The following is a 16,527-nucleotide window of genomic DNA, read 5'->3' on the forward strand; positions in this document are numbered from 1 at the left end:
TAACCTGGGGTCATGACGGATCCCGCCCCCACTGCCATCTCGCAGCGCCCGACCCCCTCGGTGGAGCCCGCGGTGGAGACCGGCGCCCGCCCGCCGCTGCCCGAGCACCGCAATGCGCTCGGTAACCTGCTGCGCGGTGCGCTGATCGGCGTGGTCGAGACCGTCCCGGGAGTGAGCGGCGGCACCGTCGCACTGGTCACCGGGATCTACGACGAGCTCATCGACGCCGGCCACCACCTCACCGCCGCGGCGCGACGCCTGCTCACCGGCCCCGACCGACGCCGTGGGATGGCCGAGCACCTCCGCGCCGTCAACTGGATCCTGGTGATCCCGCTGCTGATCGGCATGGCCGCGGCCGTGCTCACCATCGCCGGGCCCATCTCCCGCCTCGTCGAGGCGCATCCGCAGACCATGCGCGCCCTGTTCCTCGGGCTCGTGGCCGGATCCGTGCTGGTGCCGGTGCGGCTCTCGGGCGCGGCGTGGCGGCTGCCGGACCTGCTGCGCTTCACGCTCGGCGTGATCGCCGGGCTGCTGCTGACCTCGCTGCCCAGCACCTCCCTGGACCCGAGCCCCTGGATCATCGCGCCCGCCGCGGCGATCGCGGTGTGCGCTCTGGTGCTGCCCGGCGTGTCCGGCTCGTTCCTCCTGCTCAGCGTGGGCCTCTATGAGCCCACGCTGCAGGCCGTCGATGAGCGGGACCTGCGCTACATCGCCTGGTTCGGGCTCTGGGCGTGCGTGGGCCTGGTGGTCGTGGTCAAGCTGATGCGGCGTCTGCTGACCCGTCACCACCGCGCCACCATGGTGGTGCTCTCCGGCGTCATGATCGGTGCGCTGCGCAGTCTGTGGCCCTGGCAGACCGCTGACGGGGCGCTGCAGGCGCCCGGCACCGGCTGGCCGCTGCTGCTGGCCCTCGCACTCGCCGGGGCCTGCGCGGTGCAGCTGCTGGTGCTCCTCGAGTCCCGGACGGCGGCACGCGCCGCCTCCCGCGCCGCGGCCTCCGGGCCCGCCGCCTCCGAGGTTGCCGCCGGCGGTGCGGCCGCGGAGGACACCCGCCCGGGGAGCTGACCCCGGGGCTGCGACGCCGCCCATCGCCGCAGGGCCACGTCGATGCGAGATCATCTGCCGCCACCTGCCCCGGCACGTACCCTGGGCAGCATGGACGACGCCACCACCACCACCCCCACCGCCGACCGCACCGCCGTCGAGGCCGCCGTCCCGGCAGCCACCGGTGCGCCGGACCTCTCTGCTGCGCGGGTCGCCGTGATCGGCGCGGGCAACATGGGCGGTCCCGTCGCCCGCACGATGCGCGCTGCCGGCGTGCAGGCCGAGCACCTGCTGATCGCGAACTCCAGCCAGGCCAGCAGCGAGCGCGCCGCCGACGAGCTCGGCGCCACCGCCGCGAGCTCCCGTGCCGAGGCGCTCGCGACGGCCGATGTGGTGGTGCTTGGCGTGAAGCCGTATCAGATCCTCGACCTCGCGGCCGATCTGCGCGAGGAGCTGCCCGCCGGCGCGGTCGTGATCTCCCTCGCCGCGGGCATCAGGCTCGCGCAGATCGAGCAGGCCCTGCCGGAGGCCGCGGCCGTGGTGCGCGCGATGCCGAACACCCCGATCTCGGTGGGGGAGGGCGCCGTGGGACTGATGCGCGGCAGCGCCGTCACCGACGCGCAGCACCAGCTGGTCCATTCCCTGTTCGCCCGCGCCGGAGTGGTCGTGGACATCACCGAGGAGCAGGTCCACGCGTTCATCGCCGCCGCCGGGTCGCTCGCCGGCTTCGGCTTCGCGATCATCGAGGCGATGACCGAGGAGGCCGTGCGCCAGGGCCTCACCCGGGATCTCGCCGACGCCCTCGTGCAGCAGACCCTCCGCGGGGCCGCGACCATGCTGCTCGAGTCCGGGATGCACCCGGCCGTGGCCAAGGCCGGGGTGTGCAGCCCCGGAGGCACCACCGCTGAGGGCTATGCCGCTTTCGAGCGGGAGGGCGTGCGCGCCGGCCTCGCGGCGACGATGGCCGCCGCCGCCGACAAGTCCCGGCAGATGGCCGGGGACTGACCCTGCGGGGGACAAGGCGGCCCGCCCGGCACTGCCTTGTCGGGACCGCCCTGCCCTGGGCCGCCCCGCCGACCACCTGAGCGCAGCGCTGCCGTGTCCTGCACGGGCCGATGGCGACGTCTTCTGGCATGTATGCCAGTGCACCTCACCATCGGCCCGTCGGCTACGTTGCCGCCTCGCCCGTCAGGCCCGGTGGGAGAATTTCTCGATCAGCTCCGTGCGGCCGGAGACGATCAGCAGATCGTGTGCGGCGACCATGGTCTCGGGCACCGCGTAGGTGAAGTCCTTGCCCGGGGACTTGACCCCCACCACGGTCACCCCGTGCCGCTGGCGGATGTCGGACTCGGCGAGCGTCATCCCCTGCACCTCGTGCGGGGGCCGCATCTTCACGATGGCGAAGTCGTCGTCGAACTCGATGAAGTCCATCAGGCGGCCGTTGACCAGGTGGGCGACCCGTTTGCCGGCGTCGGCCTCCGGATAGACCACGTGATGGGCGCCGATGCGCTGAAGGATCTTGCCGTGCGCGGCGGAGATCGCCTTCGCCCAGATCACCGGCTTGCCCTGATCCACCAGGTTCGCGGTGATCAGCACGCTGGCCTCGATCGTGGTGCCCACCCCGACCACCGCGAACGAGAAGTCCCCGGCACCGATCTGATCGAGCACCTCGGGCTGGGTGGCGTCGGCCCGCACCACGTGGGTGAGCAGCCCCGAGTACTTCTGCACCAGGCCCTCGTCGGCGTCGATCGCGAGCACCTCGGTGCCGAGCTTCTCGAGGGTCAGGGCGATCGAGGCGCCGAACCGGCCCAGGCCGATCACCAGCACTCCTTCATCGCGCACTCTGCGTGGCATGGGAACTCCTGCGGGGTCGGGCTCACGGGCCGTGAGCAGGGCGGGCACAGTCTAGGCCCGCATCCCGGCGCGGCGGAACCGGGCAGCACCGGAGCGGGAACCGCGCGGGGCCGGGGCGGAAGCCGGGCAGTTTCAGCCGACGATCGGACGCTCGCGCGGCAGCTGGACCATCCGCACCCGGGAGCGGACCGCGAGCGCGGCGCCGAGCGTCATCGGGCCCAGACGCCCCACGTACATGCACGCGATCAGCACCCACTTCGCCTCCTCCGGCAGGGCGGAGGTGATCCCGGTGGACAACCCCACCGTGCCGAAGGCGGACAGCGCCTCGAACAGCACCGCATCGAGCGTGAACGGGGTCAGCCGCAGCAGCAGGAAGGTCGCCAGGAACACCACCGTCGCGCTCATCACGAGCACGCCGATCGCCTGGCGGATGGTCTCGTGGGGGATGCGCCGCCCGAAGGCCTCGACCTCGGGGTTGCCGCGGATCTCCGCCCAGATGGAGAGCATCAGCAGCGCGAAGGTGGTCACGCGGATGCCGCCCGCGGTGGAGCCGGAGCCGCCGCCGATGAACATCAGCAGGTTCGTCAGCAGGCGGGACTCGGCGGTCATCTGCGAGACGTCCAGGGTCGCGAAGCCTCCGGAGCGGGGCATCACCGAGGCGAAACCGGCGCCCAGCAGCTTCGTGCCCACGTTCTGCCCGCCGAGCGTGGCCGGGTTGGACCACTCCATCGCGAGGTAGCCCACGAAGCCGAGCCCCAGCAGCAGCGCCGTGGTGGTCAGGGTGAGCTTGGCGTGCAGGCTCCAGCGGCGCGGCGTGCGCAGCTTGCGCACCACCACCAGGATCACGGGGAAGCCGAGCGAGCCCACCAGCACCGCGAGGCCGATCGGGATGGTGAAGAAGGGATCGCCGAGGTACTGGGCGGTGCCGAGTGCCTCGGGCACGAAGCCGGCGTTGTTGAACGCGCTGATCGCATAGAACAGGCCCAGGAACAGCGACTCGCCGATCCCGTGCTCGGTGACCACCATGTACGGGGTCAGCGCCACGAAGGTCGCGGCCTCGAAGGCGGCCGAGGTGATCAGGATGACCCGCAGCACCCCGCCCACCTCGGCGAGGCGCTCGGCCCGGGTCTCCTGCGCGGTGATCACCCGCTGGGCGAGCCCCAGGCGGTGCATCACCGACAGGCTCAGCAGCGAGGCGACGGTCATCAGGCCCAGCCCGCCGAGCTTCATCGCGATCATGATCACGGTGAGCCCGAAGGTGGACCAGTGGGTGCCGGTCTCGAGCGTGACCAGACCCGTCACGCAGATCGCGGAGACCGCGGTGAACAGTGCGTCGGTGAGCGAGGTGCGCTCGCCTACCACGGTCGCGGCCGGCAGCGAGAGCAGTCCGGTGAACACCGCGATCAACAAGGTGAACACACCCAGAGCGATCCGTGCCGGGGTGGGCTTGAACAATGCCCGCAGATGCCTCTCGGCGCCCGTGACGCGGCGCCGGGTGCGCGGCATCGCGCCGCGTCGCCGCGCCTGCTCGATCCTGCCCCCGTGCATCGTGCTCCCGTCCTGGCCCCGGCATCCGCCGGGAGCGTCGGCCGGAAGTCTACGACCGCCCGCGCGCGGGATCGACGCCCGCTGCGCGGGAGCGGGTCCGGGAGGCCTCGCGCCTGGGTACGCTTCGACACATGCCCGTCGATGTGCTCCGCCTCGTGCACGGCCTGCAGCTGCTCCTTCGACACATGCCCGTCGATGTGCCCGCCCAGGAACCTGCCCGCCCCGCCGCCGACGCCGCCGGTGTGGTGTGGGACGAGGCGCTGTGCGAGTACGACTTCGGCCCGTACCACCCGATGGCCCCGATCCGGCTCGCGCTGACCCACCAGCTCGCCCGTGCGAGCGGGCTGCTCGAGCGGCCCGGGGTGGAGCTCCTGCCCGCCCCGGTCGCGAGCGACGAGCAGCTGCAGGCCGTGCACGAGGCGGAGTACATCGAGGCGGTCAAGCAGGCCTCGCGCCCGATCGAGGAGATGACCGGCGAGGAGCTCGATGCGCTGATCAGCTTCGGGCTGGGCGGTGACGACGTCCCCTCGTTCCACGGCATGCACACCGCCTCCGCCCGGATCGCCGGCGGCTCCCTCACCGCGGTGGACGCGATCCTCGCCGGCAGGGTGCGGCGTGCGGTGCACTTCGCGGGCGGGATGCACCACGCCAAGTCCGCGAGCGCCTCAGGGTTCTGCGTCTACAACGACGCCGCCCTCGCGATCCGCCGCGCCCTGGAGGCGGGCGAGGAGCGGGTGATGTACATCGATGTCGACGTCCACCATGGCGACGGGGTGGAGCGTGCGCTGTGGGACGAGCCGCGCGCGATCACCCTGTCCGTCCACGAGACCGGCGAGCGGCTGTTCCCGGGCACCGGATTCGTGCAGGACACCGGCGGCCCCACCGCCCCGGGCACCGCGATCAACATCCCCCTGCCCACCCGCACCACAGCCGACGGGTGGGTGCGCGCGATCCGCGCCCCCCCTGCCCACCCGCACCACAGCCGACGGGTGGGTGCGCGCGATCCGCGCCACGGTGCCCGCCCTGGTGCGTGCGGTGCGGCCCACCCTGCTGGTCACCCAGCATGGCGCCGACACCCACCGCCTGGACCCGCTCGCGGGGCTGTCGGTCTCGCTCGAGGCGCAGCGCGAGGTGATGCTCCTGATGCGGGAGCTCGCCGACGAGGTCTGCGAAGGGCGCTGGCTGGCTCTCGGTGGAGGCGGGTACGCGGTGATCGACGTGGTGCCTCGCTCGTGGGCGCATCTGGTCGCGATCGTCACCGGCGCGCCGATCGAGACGACCGCACCTCTGCCGCAGGAGTTCCTCGACGCGGCCGAGGCGGCCCGCGCCGCCCACGGCCTGTCCCCGGAGCCGGGCCAGGTCACCTTCGGGGACGGCCGCCCTCTCGCGGTGCGGGACTGGGAGCGGGGCTTCGACCCCGAGGACGAGCTGGACCGGTCGGTTCAGTCGGCGCGCAGGGCCGTGTTCCCCGAATGGGGGCTGGACCCGTTCCTGGACTGAGCCGACGGCGCGCTCCGTGCGCGCCACCGAGGGAGCACCATCACCACCATCGCGAGCACGATCAGCGCGGGGGACACTGCGCGGGACATCGTCGTCATGGCCGGATCCTGCCACAATGACGCACAGCACCTGAGCGCATCGATCGAGGGGGAGACATGACGACGCGGACCACCCAGGCGCTCGACGACTTCGCCGAGCATCTGCGCGAGCTCGAGATGCCCCTGCCCGTCGAGGGCGCCGAGCAGGCCCGTGCCGAGGCCGGAGCCGTGCTCTCCCAGCTCTCCGACCACGTGATCCCTCGGCTCGAGTCGCTGGATGCACCGCTGCTGGTGGTGATCGGCGGCTCGACCGGCGCCGGCAAGTCCACCCTCGTCAACGCCCTGGTCGGGCAGCCGGTCACCCGCGCCGGCGCGATCCGCCCCACCACGCGCCGCCCGGTGCTGCTGCACCACCCGGCCGACGAGGCCTGGTTCACCGGCACCCGCATCCTGCCGGGCCTGGCCCGGGTGCACGCCGGGCAGGGCGATGACCCCGAGGCCCCTGGCACCGCGGACACTACCGGGGACGTGGACCCGGCCACCTCCCTCGCGCTCCACGCCCACGACAGCGTCCCCCAGGGGCTCGCACTGCTGGACGCCCCGGACATCGACTCCGTCGCCGCCGGGAACCGGGAGCTCGCCCGGCAGCTGCTGCGCGCCGCGGACCTGTGGCTGTTCGTCACCACCGCCAACCGCTACGCCGACGCCGTGCCCTGGGAGGTGCTGCGCACCGCCGCGGAGCGGGACGTCACCGTCGACGTGGTCATGAACCGCATCCCGGACCGCGAGGGCGTCGCCGAGGAGCTCGGCGAGGACCTCCGCGCGATGCTCGAGCGCCACGGGATCGAGGCCGAGAGGCTGTTCCTGATCCCCGAGAGCGAGGTCGACGCCGACGGCATGCTGCCTCCCGCGGTGATCGCTGAGCTCAGCGAGCGCTTCACGGCGCTCGCCGCGGACGAGGCGGGCCGCGGCCGCATCGCCCGGCGCACCCTCGCCGGCGCCGTGGACGGGCTGGCCGGCTCCGCGGAGCGGCTCGCGCAGCATGCCGCGACCCAGGACGCCGAGCGCCAGCAGCTGAAGGAGCAGGCGCTGGAGGCCTTCTCCGGTGCCCGCGAGCGGATCGACGAGGCGCTCGGCGACGGCTCGCTGCTGCGCGGCGAGGTGCTCTCCCGCTGGCAGGACGTGGTGGGCACGGGCGAGTTCTTCCGCGGCGTCGAAGCGCTCGTGACCCGGGCGCGCGACCGGATCACCCGCACCCTCAGCGGCGAGCCCGCCCCGGCAATCGCCGCCGAGCAGGCCCTGGGCACGGGCCTGGTGCACGTGGTGATCGACGAGACCGCCCGCGGCGCCGAGCGCGCCGACGCCGCCTGGCGCTCGAGCGCCGCAGGACGCCACCTCGCCGAGGGACAGGATCTCGCCCGCGTCCCCGACGGCTACGCCGACGAGGTCTCCGCCGCGATCCGCGCCTGGCAGGGGGACGTGCTGGACCTGGTGCGCTCCGAGGGCGCCGACCGCCGCACCAAGGCGCGCCTGCTCTCCCTCGGCGTGAACGCCGTGGGTGTGGCGCTGATGGTGGTGGTGTTCACCTCCACCGCCTTCATCCCCACCGGCCTCGAGATCGGCGCAGGCGCGGCCACCGCCGTTGTGGGCCAGAAGCTGCTCGAGACGATCTTCGGCGACGAGGCCGTGCGCCGCATGGCCGCCGCCGCCCGCGAACGCCTCACCTCCCGGCTCGATGCGCTCGTGGCCAGCCGCTCCGGACCCTTCCTGGACCGGCTCGACGAGCTCGGCGAGGTGGGCTCGGCCGAGCTGCTGAGCGCCGACGCCGAGGCGCTGGCCCGGCTCGGCCAGGAGATCAGGGAGGACGCATGACCCCGCTGCTGGGCCGCACCGAGAAGGCGCCCGCCCCGCTGATCGAGCGGATCGAGTCGCTGGACCGCGCCACCGACGCCCTCGACGGCATCGCCCCGCCCCCCGACGTCGCCGCCGCGCGCGAGCTGCTCGAACGGATCGATCGCCGCCGTGCCCTCTCCGCCGAGCACACCGTGATCGGCCTGTTCGGCGCGACCGGATCCGGCAAGTCCTCGCTCGTCAATGCGCTGGTGGGCACCGAGATCTCCCAGGCGGCGGTGCGGCGCCCGACGACCGCTGTGCCGGTCGCGGCGGTCGTCGGCGCCGCCGGCAGCGACGCGCTGCTGGACTGGCTCGAGATCGAGCAGCGCCACCTCCTGGACGGCACCGATGCCGCGCTCGCGCTCGCCGCGCAGCGCCCGGCGGGCCGGCGCGCCCGGCGCACCCACCCGGACGGCGCCCCCGGCATCGTGCTGCTGGACCTGCCGGACCTCGACTCGGTCGAGGCCGCCCACCGCGCGGTCGCCGAACGGATGAGCGGCCTGGTGGACGTGATCGTGTGGGTCACCGATCCGCAGAAGTATGCCGACGCCGTCCTGCACCAGGAGTTCGTGCGCCCCTTCGCCGGGCACGACGCGGTCACGGTGCTGGTGCTGAACCAGGTCGACAGGATCCGCGAGGACGAGCGCGAGCCCGTGCTGGACTCCCTCACGGGGATCGCCCGGGCCGACGGGCTCGAGCGTGCCCCGGTGCTCGCGACCTCCGCGACCACGGGGGAGGGGGTCGAGGCGCTGCGCGAGCATCTCGTGGGCATCGCCCGCAGCCGGGAGGCGGTCATCGAGCGGCATCGCGCTGACGTGTGCGGCGCCGCCGAGGCGCTGCAGCAGGCTGCGGACCCCGCCGGGATGCCCGAGCAGGTCACGCCTGCGCAGATCGACGCCCTCGTCGACGATCTCGCCGCGGCCGCACGTGTCGAACCGGTCGCCCAGGCCGCCGCCGCCTCCTACCGGCACCGTGCGGCCCGCAAGGTGGGCTGGCCGCCGCTGCGCTGGGCGCGTGAGGCGCGCCCCGACCCGCTGGGCCGGCTCGGCATCGGCCGTCGGCGCGACGGGGAGGGGCTCGAGCGCACCTCCCTGCCCGAGCCCGACGCCGCCACCCGCGCCCGGGCCTCGGGCGGGGTGCGGCGCTTCGCCGATGCCGCCTCCGAGGGCGGCGGGGAGCCCTGGCGCGCCGCGGTGCGCACGGCCGCACGCTCGCGCGAGGAGGGGCTCGGCGACGCCCTGGACCAGGCGGTCGCCGGCGCTGATCTGCGCGCCCGCTCCACCTCCTGGTGGTGGCCCGTGCTCGATGTGCTGCAGTGGCTGGCCCTGCTCACCTGGGTGGTGGGCCTGGGCTGGCTCGCGCTGAACGCCGCCCTGGCCTTCCTGGGCCTGCCCCCGCCGCCGATGCCGATGGTGCGCGAGCTGTGGATCCCGATCCCGCTGCCCACCGTGCTGGTGGTGCTCGGCATCGCCGCCGGCATCCTGATCGGGGTCGCCGGCTCCGTGGTGGCCGCGCTGGCGAGCTCCTGGCAGCGGCGCCGTGCGCGCCGGGTGCTCATGGCGCGGGTGCGGGAGGTGGCCCAGCGCGAGGTGGTCGAACCGGTCGAGACGGAGCTGACCAGGGCCGCCGCGACTGCGAGCGATCTCGCACTCGCGCGCGGCGGAGCAGGCAGGGGCGCCGTGTAGAATGGCTGGTCGACCGTGGCGTCGGGCCCGCACGGAGCAACACGGATCGTCTGCTTGCATCGACAGCGTGCATCGCAGCGTTCCGCCGTGCAGTATCCGCGGCCCGCGCATCACCTGATCCGCTGCACCCCCGCAGGCATCGGCCTGCAGAACAGAGGCACCTATGGGTTCTGTCGTCAAGAAGCGACGCAAGCGCATGTCCAAGAAGAAGCACCGCAAGCTGCTTCGCAAGACCCGCCACCAGCGTCGCAACAAGAAGTGATCGCTGCGTGACAGCAGACGGCCCCCACCTCGTCGAGGTGGGGGCCGTCTGCAGTCCGGGGCTCAGGCGCGGCCGGTCAGCCGCCGCCACAGGGGGCGCCGGCGCAGCGCGGTGCGCAGCTGCTCGGCATCGACCCGGTACTTCGCATGCACGGTCCCGTCCACGATGATCACCGGCACGTCGTAGTCCCAGTCCGACTGCAGCTGGGGATCCTCGTCGATGTCGCGCACCTCCACGGCCGTGCCGGCCCGATCAGCCTCGGCCCGCACCACGGGCAGGGCGTCCTCGCACAGATGGCAGCCCTCGCGGGTGAGGTAGAGGACCCGGGCCTGCGGGTCGGCGGGGGAGGGGATGCGCGGGGCGGTCATGGTGCGAACCCTATCGAGAGCTGGCCGTCGCGGCGGTAGTGGAGTGCCGGGTGAGGAGGAGTGGGCGCGAAGAAGCCGTGCAGGGGCGGCGCCGGGCCTGCAGACGGCGACGGACCGTCCGCGCAGTGCGGACGGTCCGTCGGTCTCCTGAGGCGCGGTGCGCCGTGCAGGGGCGGCTCAGGCGGCGGCCGGAGCGGTGAACTCGGCCTCGATGAGGATCTTGACCTCGTCGGAGACCAGCACGCCACCGGCCTCGAGGGCGGCGTTCCAGGTCAGGCCGAACTCCTTGCGGGAGATCGTGGTCTCGCCGGTGAAGCCCGCGCGGTAGACGCCGAAGGGATCGGTCGCGGCGCCCTCGTAGGAGAACTCCAGCTCGACGGGCTTGGTGACGTCGCGGATGGTGAGGTCGCCGACCAGGGTGTCGCCCTCGACCTTGGTGGAGACGAAGGTGATCTCCGGGAAGTTCTCGACGTCGAAGAAGTCCGCGCTGCGCAGGTGGTTGTCGCGGTCCTCGTTGGAGGTGTTGATCGTGGCGGTCTTCAGGGAGACGGAGAACGCGAGGTCCTTGCCGCCCTCGCCGACGGTGAGGGTGCCCTCGGTGTCGGGGAACTGGCCGCGGGCCTTGGAGATGCCGGCGTGGCGCACGGTGAAGGCGGCGGAGGTGTGAGCTGCGTCGAGGGTCCAGGTGCCGGGGGTCAGATCCGTCATGATGTGTCTCCTTGGAGTTGAATGGGGCGAGGGGGCCGGGAGGCGGCCACCGCGTTCTTGCTTGAAATCTAAACTAATCCGAGGGAGGATGGCAAGCAATGGTCCCCGGGAAAGAGGAAACTGTGATGGACGCCACACACGGCACGATAGCTGACGATGGGGCTTCGACGCCCGAGGAGCTCTGGCTGACCTCCGCGGAGCAGGAGGCCTGGCGCACCTTCCTGTACGCGACGACCCTGCTGACGGACCGGTTCACCGAGGCGCTGCAGGCGGATCCGGAGATCGACCTGACCCTCGGCGAGTACGAGATCCTGGTGCGCCTGTCCGAGGCGGAGGGCCGCTTCCTGCGCATGTCAGAGCTGGCCGACAAGGTGGTCCACTCCCGCTCCCGCCTGACCCACACCATCTCCCGGATGGAGAAGCGCGGCCTGGTCGAGCGGGTGCGCAGCACCGACGACGGTCGCGGGCGCCAGGCCCAGCTCACCGAGGCGGGCATCAAGATGCTCGAGCTCGCCGCCCCCACGCACGTGCGCTCCGTGCGCGAGCAGCTGCTGGACGTCATCGGGCACGACGATCTCCTCCAGCTCGGCCGGATCCTCGCCAAGACCCTCGACGAGGACGCCCCCGTGGCCGTCGGATGTCCGGCACCTCACCGCCCGGGGTCCGCACCCCGCTGATCCGGAGGTTCGGTTGGTACCGTGAATCCGCTCGGGCTCGAGCCCGCAGCGCGACATCGAAAGAGGACACCCCTGCCATGACCACCACCACGGTCCACCTCGTCCGCCACGGCGAGGTGCACAACCCCGAGCGGATCCTGTACGGCCGCCGCCCCGGGTACCGGCTCAGCGACCGGGGTGAGCAGATGGCAGCGATGGTGGGCGAGCACCTCTCGGGCGCGGACATCGCCGTGGTGCGCTCCTCCCCGCTGCTGCGCGCGCAGCAGACCGCCGCCCCGATCGCCGCGCCCCACGGGCTCGAGATCGTCACCGACCAGCGGCTCATCGAATCGGGCAACCGCTTCGAGGGTCATCGGATGGGCCACGGCGAGGCGAAGCTGACGGATCCGCGCAACTGGCGCTGGTTCCTCAACCCCTTCCGGCCCTCCTGGGGAGAGCCCTACCGCGAGCAGGTCGCACGCGTCACCTCTGTCGTGCACGAGGTGCGCGCCGAGGCCGAGGGCCGCGAGGCGGTGCTGGTGCTCCACCAGCTGCCGATCTGGGTCACCCGCCGCAGCGCCGAGGGAAAGCCCCTGTTCCACGATCCCCGCCGCCGCCAGTGCGGCCTGTGCTCGGTGACGAGCCTGCGCTTCGTGGGACCGCACCTGGCCGGCATCGGCTACGCCGAGCCCGCCGCCCCGCTGTACGCCGGAGCGGTCGATGCCACGGGAGGCAAGCTCACGTGAGGACCCGCCGCATCCTGCCGGCCACCCCGGCACCGACCCGTCGCGCACTGCTCGGGGCCGTCGGCGGCACCTCCGCCGCACTGCTCCTGGCCGCCTGCGGGACCGACACCAGCGACCGCTACGCCTCCGGGGACGCCGGCTACATCTCCGGCGACGGCGTCGCCACCGAGATCCCGGCCGCGAACCGCGGCGAGCCGCTCGAGTTCTCCGGCACCTCCTACGACGACGAGGACATCGCCTCCGCCGATCTGCGCGGCGAGGTGCTCGTGCTCAACGTCTGGTACGCCTCCTGCCCGCCGTGCCGCAAGGAGGCGCCCGACCTCCAGGAGATCCACGAGGAGTACCTCGACCAGGGCGTCGCCTTCCTCGGCGTCAACGTGCGCGATGCCGCCGGGCCCGCGCAGGCCTTCGAGGAGAGCTACGGCATCACCTACCCCTCCCTGCCCGATCCCGATGCCGAGATCATGTACTCGCTGCGCGGCCAGGTCGCCCCCAACGCCGTGCCCTCGACCCTGGTCATCGACCGCGAGGGCCGGGTCGCCGCGCGCATCTCCGGCGCAGCGGACCCCTCGGTGCTGCGCGCCATGATCGACACGGTGGTCGCCGAATGATCCTCGCCGAGGTCGGCTCCGCCTTCCAGGCCACCGCGATGTCCGGCTCGCTGCTGCTGGCGCTGGCCGTCTCCGCCGCCGCGGGCCTGGTCGCCTTCCTCTCGCCGTGCGTGCTGCCCGTGGTGCCGGGCTACCTCGGCTACGTCTCCGGGCTCGCCGGCGAGAGCGCCGTCGGCCCCGCGAAGACCTCCGCGAAGCGTGCCCGCCCCGCGACCGGGCGGATGCTCGCCGGCAGCGCCCTGTTCGTGGCCGGCTTCGCCGTGGTGTTCATGATCCTGGGCGGCTTCGCCGGGGCGCTGGGATACCTGCTGCAGGAGCACGCGGTGTGGATCAACCGCGTCGCCGGCGCGATCGTGATCCTGATGGGCCTGCTGTTCATGGGCGTGTTCCCGAGCCTGTCCGCCACCCGCCCGGCCACCTCGAAGCGCCCCGACGCCGGGCTGCTGGGCGCCCCGCTGATGGGGATCGTGTTCGGACTCAGCTGGACCCCCTGCATCGGCCCTACCTACGCCGCGATCATCGCCCTGTCCCTCGACGGCGGCGGGGACGGCGCCGCGATGCGGGGCGCCGTGCTGGCGCTGGCCTACTCGCTGGGCCTGGGCATCCCCTTCGTGGTGTTCGCGCTGCTATTCGACCGGGCCCTGGGCCTGAGCAGGAAGCTCTCCTCCCACCGCCGCACCATCGGCCTGCTCTCGGGCGCGCTGCTGATCGCGATCGGCGTGCTGCTGATGACCGGGGTGTGGTCGGCGTGGATGGGTGAGCTGCAGGGCCTGATCGGCAACTTCGAGCCGGTGGTGTGATGAACGAGAAGACCAGGCCGCCCGCGCGCGGCGAGGCGGCACCCACGACCGGGGCGAGCGACTCCTGGAGCAGCAAGCCCGAGGTCGACGGCAAGGGCCCGGCCACGCTGCCCGGCCTGGGCCTGCGGGGCACGCTGCTGTTCCTGTGGCGCCAGCTGACCAGCATGCAGACCGCGCTGATCCTGCTGATGCTGCTCGCCATCGCGGCAGTGCCCGGCTCGCTGTACCCGCAGCGCAGCGTCAACCCCGCCCTGACCGAGCAGTTCCTCGAGGAGAACGGCCGCTGGGGCGAGATCCTGGACGCGCTGGGCTTCTTCGAGGTGTTCTCCTCGCCCTGGTTCTCGGCGATCTACCTGCTGCTGTTCATCTCCCTGATCGGCTGCATCGTGCCGCGCGTGGGAGTGCACCTGCGCCAGCTGCGCGCGAAGCCTCCGCGCACCCCCTCGCGGCTGACCCGCTTCGCCGGCTACACCCGCACCGAGCTGCCCGGCGCAGATGCCGACGCCCTCCTCGAGCGCGCCCACAAGGCGCTGCGCCGCTCCCGCTACCGCACCGAGGTGCGCGAGGAGAAGTCCTCCCGCTCCGTCAGCGCCGAGCGGGGCCTGCTGCGCGAGACCGGCAACCTCGCCTTCCACATCGCGATGGTGGGCGTCCTGGTATGCCTGGCCGGCGGTCAGATGACCTCCTACCGCGGCCAGATCACCATCATCGAGGAGCAGGGCTTCTCGAACTCGCTGACCCAATACGACTCCTTCGAGTCCGGCGCCTGGTTCGACGAGTCCCAGATGCCGCCCTTCCGCTTCACCCTCGAGGACTTCCGCGCCACCTACGTCCAGCCCGGCGAGTCCGGCAACGTCGGCGAACCCCGCTCCTTCGAGGCCGACGTGCTGGTGACCACCCCCGGCCAGGAGCAGCGTTCGCAGACCCTCCAGGTCAACAAGCCCCTCCACGTCGACGGCGCCTCGATGTACCTGCTCGGCAACGGCTACGCCCCCGAGGTCACCGTCACCGACCCGCAGGGCACCGTGGTCGCCGAGGGCCCGATCATCACCGTCCCGCTGGGGGACATGGGCTACTCCTCGCAGCTGGTGATCAAGGCGCCGGACGCCCAGCCCGAGCAGACCGCGGTGGTCGGCTTCTTCCTGCCCACCGGCACGATCGACGACCAGGGACCCCGCTCGCTCTACCCCGATGCGCTGGACCCTCAGCTCGCGCTGACCGTCCACCAGGGCGATCTGGGCCTGGACTCCGGCGTCCCCCAGAACGCCTACGAGGTCGACGTCAGCACCCTCACCCCGGTCACGGGGGAGGACGGCAATCCGGTGCTGATGCGGCTCTACCCCGGCCAGGAGTTCGAGCTGCCCGACGGCACCACCGTCAGCTTCGACGGGCTGCGCCGCTACGCGGCCTTCGACATCGCCCACGACCCCTTCGAGCGCTGGGTGCTGGTCAGCGCCCTGATCGCCGTGGGCGGACTGATCCTCTCGCTGTTCGTGCCGCGCCGGCGCGTGTGGGTGCGCGTACGCTCCACCGCGGACGGTGCCGTGCTCGAGGTCGCCGGCCTCGCTCGCAGCGACGACCCCATGCTCGAAGAGGACGTGCGGGCTCTGGCCACCACGCTCCAGGCGGCGCAGGATGGACCTCGGGACTCGGCGCACCGCCCGCAGCCCGACCGGCCCTCACAGGCCCCGCAAGACCCTTCTGAAGGAAGTGCACAGTGATCAATGAGCAGCTCGCGGAGCTCTCGAACCTCTCCCTCGTGGTGGCGATCGTCCTCTACGTCCTGGCCCTGTTCGGATTCTCCGCCGATCTCGCCTCGATCTCGCAGAAGCGCAGCGATCAGCGCCTGGCCGCCCAGGAGGCGAAGGACGTCGATCGGGTCCTGCACGGCGCGGGCGTCGGCGCCGGTGGCGGGATCACCTCCGGTGCCGAGGACGCGGGGACCACGCCCGCGAGCTCTGCCGCAGGCGGCTCCGCGGGCACGGGGGAGCGCACGCCCGGCACGATGACCGCGCAGAAGTTCGCCTTCCTGCTCGCCGGGGCCGGGACCCTGCTGCACGTGCTCGGGGTGGTGGCCCGTGCGGCGGCCACGCAGCGGGTGCCGTGGGCCAACATGTACGAGTTCGCGACCACCAGCACGGCGCTGGTGATGGTCGCGTTTCTGCTGTTCAGCATCAAGCGCGTCGAGCTGCGCACGCTGGGCACCTTCGTGGTCGGCCCCGTGCTGCTGGTGCTCCTGCTGGCCCAGACCTTCTGGATCGTGCCCGCCGCGGCGCTGACGCCGAGCCTCCAGAACTCCCACTGGCTGATCATCCACATCGGCATCGCGATCATCGCCACCGCCCTGTCCATCCTCGGCGCCGTGCTGGCCGGGCTGCAGCTGGTGCAGGCCCGTCACGAGCGCGCCCTGGTGGAGCTGGCCGAGGCCGGTGGGGAGCACCCCGAGCACTGGGGCCGCGCCGGCCACGTGCTCGATCGTCTGCCGTCCTCGACGGTGCTGGAGTCGCTGAGCTTCCGCATCCACTCCCTCGCCTTCGTGTGCTGGACCTTCACCCTGATCTTCGGTGCGATCTGGGCCCGCGAGGCCTGGGGGCGCTTCTGGGGCTGGGACCCCAAGGAGGTGTGGACGTTCATCATCTGGGTGATCTACGCGGCCTACCTCCACGCCCGCGCGACCGGCGGCTTCCGCGGCACCCGTGCCGCCTGGCTGGCGCTGGCCGGTTTCGTGGCCGTGGTGTTCAACTACACGATCGTCAACACGGTGATCAACGGCCTGCACTCCTACTCGGGGCTCTGAGCCCCGCGCACAGGCGC

Annotated in this window: 16 protein-coding genes and 1 pseudogene; 13 read left to right on the forward strand and 4 right to left on the reverse strand. The window is 72.6% G+C overall.

Going from position 1 to position 16,527, the window contains the following annotated elements:
* The first annotated feature begins 12 nt into the window (after positions 1–12).
* Together BN4251_RS05140 and proC are read left to right on the forward strand one after the other, a co-directional pair.
* A complete protein-coding gene (locus BN4251_RS05140) occupies positions 13–1,065 on the forward strand; it encodes a DUF368 domain-containing protein (protein WP_087484063.1) in 1,053 nt (350 codons plus the stop codon).
* Between the two features lie 90 nt (positions 1,066–1,155).
* Positions 1,156–2,049, forward strand: coding sequence for a pyrroline-5-carboxylate reductase (gene proC, locus BN4251_RS05145; RefSeq protein ID WP_087484064.1), 894 nt, complete (start codon positions 1,156–1,158; stop codon positions 2,047–2,049).
* Between the two features lie 183 nt (positions 2,050–2,232).
* Here the strand turns inward: proC and BN4251_RS05150 are convergent, their stop codons facing one another.
* Both BN4251_RS05150 and BN4251_RS05155 read right to left on the reverse strand, forming a co-directional pair.
* Complete coding sequence (locus BN4251_RS05150) at positions 2,233–2,898, reverse strand: potassium channel family protein (protein WP_087484065.1); 666 nt, start codon at positions 2,896–2,898, stop codon at positions 2,233–2,235.
* Between the two features lie 132 nt (positions 2,899–3,030).
* Positions 3,031–4,446 carry a TrkH family potassium uptake protein gene (locus BN4251_RS05155; RefSeq protein WP_087484066.1) on the reverse strand — a complete coding sequence of 472 codons (1,416 nt, stop codon included), beginning with the start codon at positions 4,444–4,446 and terminating at the stop codon, positions 3,031–3,033.
* Positions 4,447–4,739: 293 nt separating this feature from the next.
* On the opposite strand from BN4251_RS05155, the pseudogene BN4251_RS18935 reads away from it, so the two are divergent.
* From BN4251_RS18935 to BN4251_RS05175, 5 genes and pseudogenes are all read left to right on the forward strand, one after another.
* Positions 4,740–5,294: pseudogene (locus BN4251_RS18935) on the forward strand (arginase family protein); the annotation flags it as partial.
* A gap of 145 nt (positions 5,295–5,439) precedes the next feature.
* The gene (locus BN4251_RS18940; RefSeq protein WP_342744510.1) at positions 5,440–5,946 is read left to right on the forward strand and encodes an arginase family protein; all 507 of its coding nucleotides are present in this window, start codon (positions 5,440–5,442) and stop codon (positions 5,944–5,946) included.
* Between the two features lie 155 nt (positions 5,947–6,101).
* The gene (locus BN4251_RS05165; protein ID WP_087484067.1) at positions 6,102–7,856 is read left to right on the forward strand and encodes a dynamin family protein; all 1,755 of its coding nucleotides are present in this window, start codon (positions 6,102–6,104) and stop codon (positions 7,854–7,856) included.
* On the forward strand, positions 7,853–9,562 hold the full coding sequence (locus BN4251_RS05170) for a dynamin family protein (RefSeq protein WP_087484068.1): 1,710 nt from the start codon (positions 7,853–7,855) through the stop codon (positions 9,560–9,562). Before BN4251_RS05165 ends, BN4251_RS05170 begins: the two co-directional genes overlap by 4 nt.
* 163 nt (positions 9,563–9,725) lie before the next feature.
* On the forward strand, positions 9,726–9,824 hold the full coding sequence (locus BN4251_RS05175) for a 30S ribosomal protein bS22 (protein WP_019174583.1): 99 nt from the start codon (positions 9,726–9,728) through the stop codon (positions 9,822–9,824).
* A gap of 62 nt (positions 9,825–9,886) precedes the next feature.
* Here BN4251_RS05175 and BN4251_RS05180 read toward each other — a convergent pair whose 3' ends face one another.
* Both BN4251_RS05180 and BN4251_RS05185 read right to left on the reverse strand, forming a co-directional pair.
* Positions 9,887–10,192, reverse strand: coding sequence for a glutaredoxin family protein (locus BN4251_RS05180; RefSeq protein WP_087484069.1), 306 nt, complete (start codon positions 10,190–10,192; stop codon positions 9,887–9,889).
* Between the two features lie 177 nt (positions 10,193–10,369).
* Positions 10,370–10,900 carry a YceI family protein gene (locus tag BN4251_RS05185; RefSeq protein ID WP_087484070.1) on the reverse strand — a complete coding sequence of 177 codons (531 nt, stop codon included), beginning with the start codon at positions 10,898–10,900 and terminating at the stop codon, positions 10,370–10,372.
* A gap of 125 nt (positions 10,901–11,025) precedes the next feature.
* On the opposite strand from BN4251_RS05185, the gene BN4251_RS05190 reads away from it, so the two are divergent.
* From BN4251_RS05190 to ccsB, 6 genes are all read left to right on the forward strand, one after another.
* Complete coding sequence (locus BN4251_RS05190) at positions 11,026–11,577, forward strand: MarR family winged helix-turn-helix transcriptional regulator (protein ID WP_170931845.1); 552 nt, start codon at positions 11,026–11,028, stop codon at positions 11,575–11,577.
* 77 nt (positions 11,578–11,654) lie between these two features.
* Complete coding sequence (locus BN4251_RS05195) at positions 11,655–12,302, forward strand: histidine phosphatase family protein (RefSeq protein WP_087484072.1); 648 nt, start codon at positions 11,655–11,657, stop codon at positions 12,300–12,302.
* Positions 12,299–12,913: a TlpA family protein disulfide reductase gene (locus BN4251_RS05200; protein WP_245810204.1), complete on the forward strand. Its 615-nt coding sequence runs from the start codon at positions 12,299–12,301 to the stop codon at positions 12,911–12,913. The genes BN4251_RS05195 and BN4251_RS05200 overlap by 4 nt, the downstream gene beginning before the upstream one ends.
* Positions 12,910–13,713 (forward strand): cytochrome c biogenesis CcdA family protein, encoded by an 804-nt coding sequence (locus BN4251_RS05205; protein WP_087484073.1) that lies wholly within the window; start codon positions 12,910–12,912, stop codon positions 13,711–13,713. The genes BN4251_RS05200 and BN4251_RS05205 overlap by 4 nt, the downstream gene beginning before the upstream one ends.
* On the forward strand, positions 13,713–15,434 hold the full coding sequence (gene resB / locus BN4251_RS05210; RefSeq protein WP_087484074.1) for a cytochrome c biogenesis protein ResB: 1,722 nt from the start codon (positions 13,713–13,715) through the stop codon (positions 15,432–15,434). Before BN4251_RS05205 ends, resB begins: the two co-directional genes overlap by 1 nt.
* Positions 15,431–16,510 carry a c-type cytochrome biogenesis protein CcsB gene (gene ccsB, locus BN4251_RS05215; RefSeq protein WP_087484075.1) on the forward strand — a complete coding sequence of 360 codons (1,080 nt, stop codon included), beginning with the start codon at positions 15,431–15,433 and terminating at the stop codon, positions 16,508–16,510. The genes resB and ccsB overlap by 4 nt, the downstream gene beginning before the upstream one ends.
* Positions 16,511–16,527: the final 17 nt, after the last annotated feature.

The sequence above is a fragment of the Brachybacterium massiliense genome, assembly GCF_900184245.1.
Lineage (GTDB): Bacteria > Actinomycetota > Actinomycetes > Actinomycetales > Dermabacteraceae > Brachybacterium > Brachybacterium massiliense.

What these genes read in the sequence shown, in the direction of transcription:
- BN4251_RS05140 (WP_087484063.1), top strand. Translation starts at nt 13, where the DNA reads ATGACGGATCCCGCCCCCACTGCCATCTCGCAGCGCCCGACCCCCTCG.
- proC (WP_087484064.1), top strand. Translation starts at nt 1,156, where the DNA reads ATGGACGACGCCACCACCACCACCCCCACCGCCGACCGCACCGCCGTC.
- BN4251_RS05150 (WP_087484065.1), bottom strand. Translation starts at nt 2,898, where the DNA reads ATGCCACGCAGAGTGCGCGATGAAGGAGTGCTGGTGATCGGCCTGGGC.
- BN4251_RS05155 (WP_087484066.1), bottom strand. Translation starts at nt 4,446, where the DNA reads ATGCACGGGGGCAGGATCGAGCAGGCGCGGCGACGCGGCGCGATGCCG.
- BN4251_RS05165 (WP_087484067.1), top strand. Translation starts at nt 6,102, where the DNA reads ATGACGACGCGGACCACCCAGGCGCTCGACGACTTCGCCGAGCATCTG.
- BN4251_RS05170 (WP_087484068.1), top strand. Translation starts at nt 7,853, where the DNA reads ATGACCCCGCTGCTGGGCCGCACCGAGAAGGCGCCCGCCCCGCTGATC.
- BN4251_RS05175 (WP_019174583.1), top strand. Translation starts at nt 9,726, where the DNA reads ATGGGTTCTGTCGTCAAGAAGCGACGCAAGCGCATGTCCAAGAAGAAG.
- BN4251_RS05180 (WP_087484069.1), bottom strand. Translation starts at nt 10,192, where the DNA reads ATGACCGCCCCGCGCATCCCCTCCCCCGCCGACCCGCAGGCCCGGGTC.
- BN4251_RS05185 (WP_087484070.1), bottom strand. Translation starts at nt 10,900, where the DNA reads ATGACGGATCTGACCCCCGGCACCTGGACCCTCGACGCAGCTCACACC.
- BN4251_RS05190 (WP_170931845.1), top strand. Translation starts at nt 11,026, where the DNA reads ATGGACGCCACACACGGCACGATAGCTGACGATGGGGCTTCGACGCCC.
- BN4251_RS05195 (WP_087484072.1), top strand. Translation starts at nt 11,655, where the DNA reads ATGACCACCACCACGGTCCACCTCGTCCGCCACGGCGAGGTGCACAAC.
- BN4251_RS05205 (WP_087484073.1), top strand. Translation starts at nt 12,910, where the DNA reads ATGATCCTCGCCGAGGTCGGCTCCGCCTTCCAGGCCACCGCGATGTCC.
- resB (WP_087484074.1), top strand. Translation starts at nt 13,713, where the DNA reads ATGAACGAGAAGACCAGGCCGCCCGCGCGCGGCGAGGCGGCACCCACG.